Origin of the sequence: Amycolatopsis sp. SID8362 (assembly GCF_010550475.1) — a bacterium.
In the GTDB taxonomy this organism is placed as follows: Bacteria; Actinomycetota; Actinomycetes; order Mycobacteriales; family Pseudonocardiaceae; genus Amycolatopsis; species Amycolatopsis eburnea.
Window position 1 is genome coordinate 1 of record NZ_JAAGNB010001012.1, and the last position, 6,797, is coordinate 6,797.

Here is a 6,797-nt window from a genome sequence, read left to right on the forward strand (position 1 = left end):
CGCGTTCCGGCTCGCGGTGCAGCTCAGCCGCACCCCGGCCGGCCCGGGCGGCCTCACGGCGCTGCGGGACGCGCACGCGGCCGGGCGGCTCGACGAGGACGAGCTGATGTTCAACCCGGTGGTGCTCGCGCACGCCGCGTACGAGAACTCGCTGAACTTCCTGGCCTGCGCCGGGCTGGCGCTGGCCACTTCGGGGCCGAAGTCCGTGCGCGAGCTGGTGGCGGAGATCTGCCCGGCCCGGTACGTCCTGCGCTTCGGACCTGGCGGCCCGGTGGCGGTCTCGCTGGCCGACGGCCTGCCGTTCGGGCTCGGCCGCCACGCGTGCCCGGGTTCGGGCGTGGCGCTGGCCGAGGGCGAGGTCGCGCTGGGAGCGCTGGCGAAGCTCCTCGCCGGCGGCTGCGAAGTCACCGACGTCCGGTGGAAGACCCACCCGGTGTTCCACGGCCTGGCGAAGGCCGTGGTCACCCGGTCAGGAAACGGCTGAGACGACGCCCGCGAGCCGGTCGGCCGCCGCCTGGGCGGTGGACTGGGCCGGGGCCTCGACCATCACGCGGACCAGCTGCTCGGTGCCGGACGGGCGCAGCAGCACCCGGCCCTCCTCGCCCAGCTCGGCTTCCACCTGGCCGATGGCGTCGCGGACCTCCGCCGACCCGGCGACCGCGGACTTGTCCGCGACCGGGACGTTCACCAGGACCTGCGGCAGCCGGTTCATCACGGCCGCGAGGTCGGCGAGGGACTTGCCCGTCTCGGCCATGCGGCTCATCAGGCGCAACGCCGTCAGCAGGCCGTCACCGGTGGTCGCGTGGGCCGGGAGCACGACGTGCCCGGACTGCTCGCCACCGAGCGCGTAGCCGCTCGCGCGCAGCTCCTCGAGGACGTACCGGTCGCCGACCGCGGTCGTCACGACGTTCACGCCGTGGGCCTTCATCGCCAGGTGCAGGCCGAGGTTGCTCATCACGGTCGCGACCAGCGTGTCCTTCGCCAGCTCGCCGGCCTCGGCCAGCGCGAGTGCCAGCACCGCCATGATCTGGTCGCCGTCGATCAGCTCGCCGGCGGAGTCGACGGCCACGCAGCGGTCGGCGTCGCCGTCGTGCGCGATGCCGAGGTCGGCGCCGTGCGCGACGACCGCCTGACGCAGTTTCTCGGGGTGGTTGGAGCCGCAGTGCTCGTTGATGTTGACGCCGTCCGGGTCGGCGTGCAGGGCGACGACCTCGGCGCCGGCGCGGCGGTAGACCTCGGGCGCGGCGGCCGACGACGCGCCGTTCGCGCAGTCGACGACGACCTTCAGCCCGGACAGCGAGTGCGGGGTCGCGCCCAGCAGGTGGCCGGCGTAGCGGTCGAGGGCGTCCTCGACGGCGGTGACGCGCCCGACGCCGATGCCGGTCGGGCGGACCGCGTCGGCGGAGAGGCCGGCCTCGATCTCGTCCTCGATGCCGTCGGGGAGCTTGTGCCCGCCCGCGGCGAAGAGCTTGATGCCGTTGTCCGGCATCGGGTTGTGCGAGGCGGAGATCATCACGCCGAGGTCGGCTTCGAGCGCGCCGACCAGGTACGCGACCGCGGGCGTGGGCAGGACGCCGACCAGGCGGACGTCGGCCCCGGCGGACGTGAGGCCCGCCACGACGGCGGCTTCGAGCATCTCGCCGCTGGCCCGCGGGTCCCGGCCGACGACGGCGACCGGCCGGTGCGAGCGGTCGTGCGCGGCGAGCACCCGGGCGGCGCTGGCCGCCAGCGCGAGCGCCAGCTCCGGCGTCAGCTCGGCGTTGGCCAGGCCACGTACCCCGTCGGTACCGAACAGGCGTGCCATCGATCGACCTCCTTGTGGAACCACCACGACAACCTAGCGATCCTGACGGACCGGTGAAAACGCCGAAGCGCCCATCCGAGGACGGATGGGCGCTCCGGTGGGTTGCGCCAGAGGGCGCGATCAGCGCTTGCTGTACTGCGGGGCCTTGCGGGCCTTCTTGAGGCCGTACTTCTTCCGCTCCGTGGCGCGCGCGTCACGGGTCAGGAAGCCGGCCTTCTTGAGGGCCGGGCGGTCGTCGGCGTCGACCTCGATGAGCGCACGGGCGATCGCCAGGCGCAGCGCGCCCGCCTGACCCGAGACGCCGCCACCGTGGAGGTTGGCGAAGATGTCGAACGAGTCCGGCTTCTCGACCAGGACCAGCGGGTCCTTGATGAGCTGCTGGTGCACCTTGTTCGGGAAGTACTCCTCGAGGGTGCGGCCGTTGAGCTTGAACTGGCCGGTGCCCGGGACGACCCGCACGCGGACGACGGCTTCCTTGCGGCGGCCGACGGTCTGCGCGTTGCCGCCGGCGGCACGCGACGGACGCGGCGCGGCTTCCGACTCGCTGGTGGCGACCGGGGTCTCGCTGGTGGCCACGGCGCCGGTCTCGGTCGCCTCGGTGGCCTCGACGACCTCGGGGGTCTCGGTCTCGGTGCTGGTCACAGACTGTTCCTCACTCACTGCGCGACCTGCGCGATCTTGGTGATCTCGCGCACCTGCGGCTGCTGCGCGGTGTGCGGGTGCTGCGGGCCGGCGTACACCTTTAGCTTCTTCGCCTGGGCGCGGCCGAGCTTGTTCTTCGGCAGCATGCCCTTGACGACCTTTTCGACAAGGTGCTCGGGCTTGGTGTCCAGGAGCTCGCCGAACGAGCGCTTCCGCAGACCGCCCGGGTAACCGCTGTGCCGGTACGCGAACTTCTGCTCGCGCTTGTTACCGGTGAGCGCGACCTTCTCGGCGTTGACGATGATGACGAAGTCACCGGTGTCCACGTGCGGGGCGTAGGTCGGCTTGTGCTTGCCGCGCAGCAGCGTGGCGACCTCGGTCGCGAGCCGGCCGAGCACGACATCCTCGGCGTCGATCACGTGCCAGGCACGAGTGACGTCGCCGGGCTTGGGGCTGTACGTGGGCAAGGGTCTACCTCGTCGTCAACATTGCGTGTGGGTTCTGTGCGGGCCTAGCGCTGATGCGCCGCAACGCACAACGACATATGAAGATACCCCCACGTCCACCGCGCCCGTGCATCGGGGGTGGGTGGGAGCGCCCATACTAGGCTTCGAGCGGCCCGGGCGCAGCCGGACTCTACCCGGTTTTCCGGCCGAACCGCCTGCACGCGTCGCCACGACACGCGAGGATGGGACCATCCGGGCGGCACACGCGAGCATGGGGACGGCATGAGGAAACGACCTACGGCGATCTTCGTCCTGGCTGCCCTCCTGGCCCTGGTCAGCGCCTGCGGCCAGGCGAAGGCGGGCACCGCGCTGGCGAAGGGCGACGACGCCGCGGACTACGTCGGCGGCAAGTTCGAGCAGGTGATCGGCAAGCTGGGCGACGCCATCACCGACACGCGCGACGTCACCAACTCGCTGGACGCCTACTTCAAGTTCGACGACAAGTGGATCCACAGCACCGTGACGTCGGCCCGCACCGGCAGCCCGGAGAGCCGCGCGGTGCGCCACCGCTCGCAGAAGAACCCCGACGAGATCATCGACACCTACACGCCGGCCGAGGGCACGGTCGAGTACACCTACCTCGGCCCGATGTACGTCCAGAAGGGCGTCTCGCCGACGGCGTGGGTGTCGATGCCGAAGCCGGAGGCCGGGCTCGTGCAGCCGTGCGTCTGGGGTGGCGTGCTGACACCGTGCCGGATGGCGGACTCGACCGTCGACGCCTACAAGGCCGACAAGCGGGCCGTGCGCGGCGCGAAGAGCCTCGGCGACGGCAAGACCGCGCTGACGGTGATGGTGCCGTTCGAGGTCTTCGTCAAGAACAAGGTCGAGATCCTGCCGAAGAGCATCACCGACAAGATCGGGCCGGAGCTGAAGAAGGCGCCCGTCCCGGCGACGATCACGCTGAACCCCGACGGCAGCCTGGTCTCGTTCGGGATGGAGGCCAAGTTCTCCGGCGACGGGCACAACGTCGAGCTCAAGTACGACTTCCGGTTCACCGGCAAGGCGAGCCTCCAGGACATGCCGAAGCTGCCGGACGCGTCCCAGATCACCGTGCTGCCCGACCGAGCGGCCATGAACGAGTTCTACCGCAAGCTCGGCGAAGCCCAGGGCAGCTGAAGCGTGACCACGACCCGAGGTGATCTCCGATGACCCAGCCGCCGGACCAGCAGCAGCCGCAGTGGTGGCAGCCGCAGCCGAACCAGCCCGAGCAGCAGGCGACCGGCCCGCACGCCGGGCAGTGGCAGCAGCAGCACGCCGAACCCGGCACGGGTTCCTACACGGGCCAGTGGAACCAGGGCCAGCAGCCCGGCACGTCCGGGTCGTTCTCGGGGCCGTGGCAGCCGGGTCCGCCGGCGCCGTGGCAACCGCCGTCCCAGCCGACGCCGCAGCAGCCGGGCACGCCCGGCGGTGGCTGGCCCGCGCAACCCGCGCCGGGGCAACAGGGTCAGCCCGGTCAGCCCGGTCAGCAGTTCGGCGGCGGGTTCCAGCCGTCGCAGTACGGCGGGCTGGGCGCGTTCGCCGTGGAGCCGGCGAAGAAGCCGAAGTCCAAGAAGCCGTTGCTGATCGCGGGTGCGGCCGTCCTGGTGCTCGCCATCGGCGGCGGCGCGGCGTGGCTGCTGGGCGCGTTCCGCGGGGACGTCCTCGAGCGACAGTCCCTTCAGGACGGTGTGGTCAAGGTCCTCAACGAGAACTACGGCGAGCCGGACGTGAAGAACGCGCAGTGCCCGGCGAACGAGGCCGCGCAGAACGGGACGACCTTCGACTGCACCGTCACGATCGGCGGGCAGGAGAAGAAGGTGACCGTGCGGGTGCTCAACGACCGGCCGGAGTACGAGGTCGGCGCCCCACACTGAGTTTTCCCTTACCGGACAACGGAAAACGGCGGGCCCCGCACCGGAGTGCGGGCCCGCCGTGGTTTCCGGGGCTAGCGGCTCAGAACAGGCCCTCGACGGCCTTGTCCGTGCTCTGGTAGCCGTCGGCGATCTGCGGCAGGGCGGCGGCGATCTGCGCCAGAACCTGCTTCAGGTCCTCGAACTTCTGGTCCCAGTTGCGCTGGGCCTGGTCGTACTGGTCCTTCGCGGCACCGGTCCAGGTGGTGACCAGCGGCTTGAGGTCGTCCTTCAGGCGGTCGAACGCCTGCTGCAGCTCGTTGCCGGTGGTGCTGCAGTCTTCGGCGGCCGCGTGGATGGTGGCGTAATTGACGACAATGCCGGCGCCATCAGGCATGGTGTGCTCCTTTTGAGAATGCGGAAGTCAGGTGGTCTTGGTGAACGGGAAGGGTCAGCCGAGGCGGTCGAAGCCGCGGTTGACGGCCTGCATGATCTCCTGCTGCTGCTGCTCGGAGCGCTCGTACTTCGAGCCGGCTTCCTTGAGCAGCTCCGCGATCTTCTGCAGGGCCTGGTTCATGCCGCGGGCGTCCTCGTCGAAGCGCTGCATGACGTGGTCGAACGCCTTCTGCGCTTCACCCTGCCAGCCGGCGCGGGTGGCCTCGATGCGGTCGCGCAGCGTGGACAGGTTGGAGTCCATGCCGGCGCGCACCTCGGTGACGCGGCCTTCGGCCTCGGTGAACTGAGCCGGTGTTCCCTGGAATCCGACAGTCATGCCGGAACCCCCTTCGCAAGATTGATGGTCGTCCGTACCAGGCTTGTTCGTTTGTACGGCCCTACGACGCAGACATTGCCATGCCCGGTTCCCCCTTGTCGTGCTTTGCCCGCAAGTAGTTGCTTGCGTTAACGCTCGCCGCGGGAACCGGTCGCCACGGGTATTCGACCGGGGACCCGGCTCGGCGACGCGTCACCCGAAAATGTGTTCTCTACCAGCGGGGTTAGCACACGCACAGCGACCGTCCGCACGCTCTCACTGATCGCGTTTCATGATTCGCATCTGGGAAAAGTCTTCGTCTTCGTCACCCGATCGAGGGGGCCGGGCCGGCGGTTGCGGAAGCGAAGGAACCGGATCGGGATCCACCGGGACGGCCAGCCCGCGGGCGCGGCGGAACCGTTCGGCGGCGGCGCGCAGCGCACCGGGCGTCGGGTCGCCGGACTTCACGCCGCGGCCGCTGCGCTTCAGCAGCTCGGCGTTTTCGCTCCGCCGCCGCTGGCTGCGTGCCTTCGCGTTCCCCGCGACGCGGCGGGCGTGCGTCACCGCGTCCTGCCCGATCCGCTTGAAGGACGCCGCGGCGCTTTCGAATTCTTCGGACGGCACCGCGTGCCCTCCTCTCAGTTGAGGATTTCGACCGTGGACACGGCCTGCGTGCACGCCACGGCAACCCGGTCCCGCAACTGCGCCGTCGCGTACTGGCAGCCGATGTGCACCCGCACCTTGCCCTTCGCCACGACGTACCAGTCGACCTGGAGATCCGGCCGGCCCGGTTTGCTTTCGTGGTAACCGATCACGGTCCGGCCGGCGTAGGACAGGCTCGGCGTGAACGCGCTCCAGCGCTCGGTGTCGGCCTCGGCGCTGCGTTTGAGCTCGTCGACCAGCTTCTGCGGATCGGCGGTCGCGTCGTAGTCCATCACGTATTCCTGCGCGACCAGCAGGTCGTTGCCGTCCCGGGATTCCTGCGGGTGGATCACGACCTGCCGCTCGGCGACCCGGTCGTCGGTCTGGACCCAGTCCCCCGCCGAAACGAACTTGAAGTCGTACTGCGAGAGCGTGCGGCCGCTCGCGGCGTCGTTCCCGGAGCTCTTGAACACGAAGAAGCCGGCGACGACGAGCGCGGCCACGACGACCACCGCGATCCCGGCGATGCCCCACAGCTTCCGCTTGCTCTTCGCCGCCGGTTCGGGCGCGGCGCGGACGGGACCGGACGACGGGCCCGGCTGGCCGGCGGGCGGGGTCCACGG

General features: G+C 70.5%; 8 protein-coding genes and 2 pseudogenes. 3 read left to right on the forward strand and 7 right to left on the reverse strand.

Going from position 1 to position 6,797, the window contains the following annotated elements:
* A pseudogene (locus G3I65_RS31775) lies at positions 1-484 on the forward strand (cytochrome P450); the annotation flags it as partial.
* Here the strand turns inward: G3I65_RS31775 and glmM are convergent.
* The 3 genes from glmM to rplM all read right to left on the reverse strand — a co-directional run bounded on the left by glmM (position 470) and on the right by rplM (position 2,913).
* A complete protein-coding gene (glmM, locus tag G3I65_RS31780) occupies positions 470-1,804 on the reverse strand; it encodes a phosphoglucosamine mutase (RefSeq protein ID WP_160699374.1) in 1,335 nt (444 codons plus the stop codon). The pseudogene G3I65_RS31775 and the gene glmM sit on opposite strands and share 15 nt — an antisense overlap.
* 120 nt (positions 1,805-1,924) lie before the next feature.
* Positions 1,925-2,446, reverse strand: a complete 522-nt coding sequence (rpsI, locus tag G3I65_RS31785; RefSeq protein WP_086857630.1) for a 30S ribosomal protein S9 — start codon at positions 2,444-2,446, stop codon at positions 1,925-1,927.
* Positions 2,447-2,460: 14 nt separating this feature from the next.
* Positions 2,461-2,913: a 50S ribosomal protein L13 gene (gene rplM / locus G3I65_RS31790; RefSeq protein WP_086857631.1), complete on the reverse strand. Its 453-nt coding sequence runs from the start codon at positions 2,911-2,913 to the stop codon at positions 2,461-2,463.
* 261 nt (positions 2,914-3,174) lie between these two features.
* On the opposite strand from rplM, the gene G3I65_RS31795 reads away from it, so the two are divergent.
* On the forward strand, positions 3,175-4,068 hold the full coding sequence (locus G3I65_RS31795; protein ID WP_160699375.1) for a hypothetical protein: 894 nt from the start codon (positions 3,175-3,177) through the stop codon (positions 4,066-4,068).
* Between the two features lie 29 nt (positions 4,069-4,097).
* Positions 4,098-4,805 (forward strand): DUF4333 domain-containing protein, encoded by a 708-nt coding sequence (locus G3I65_RS31800; RefSeq protein WP_160699376.1) that lies wholly within the window; start codon positions 4,098-4,100, stop codon positions 4,803-4,805.
* A gap of 79 nt (positions 4,806-4,884) precedes the next feature.
* On the opposite strand, the gene G3I65_RS31805 is transcribed toward G3I65_RS31800, so the two are convergent.
* The 4 genes and pseudogenes from G3I65_RS31805 to G3I65_RS31820 all read right to left on the reverse strand — a co-directional run.
* Positions 4,885-5,178, reverse strand: a complete 294-nt coding sequence (locus tag G3I65_RS31805) for a WXG100 family type VII secretion target (RefSeq protein WP_086857634.1) — start codon at positions 5,176-5,178, stop codon at positions 4,885-4,887.
* Between the two features lie 54 nt (positions 5,179-5,232).
* The gene (locus G3I65_RS31810; protein WP_160699377.1) at positions 5,233-5,553 is read right to left on the reverse strand and encodes a WXG100 family type VII secretion target; all 321 of its coding nucleotides are present in this window, start codon (positions 5,551-5,553) and stop codon (positions 5,233-5,235) included.
* Between the two features lie 255 nt (positions 5,554-5,808).
* Entirely contained in the window at positions 5,809-6,156 is a 348-nt protein-coding gene (locus G3I65_RS31815; RefSeq protein WP_160699378.1) for a hypothetical protein, read from the reverse strand.
* Between the two features lie 14 nt (positions 6,157-6,170).
* A pseudogene (locus G3I65_RS31820) lies at positions 6,171-6,797 on the reverse strand (type VII secretion-associated protein); the annotation flags it as partial.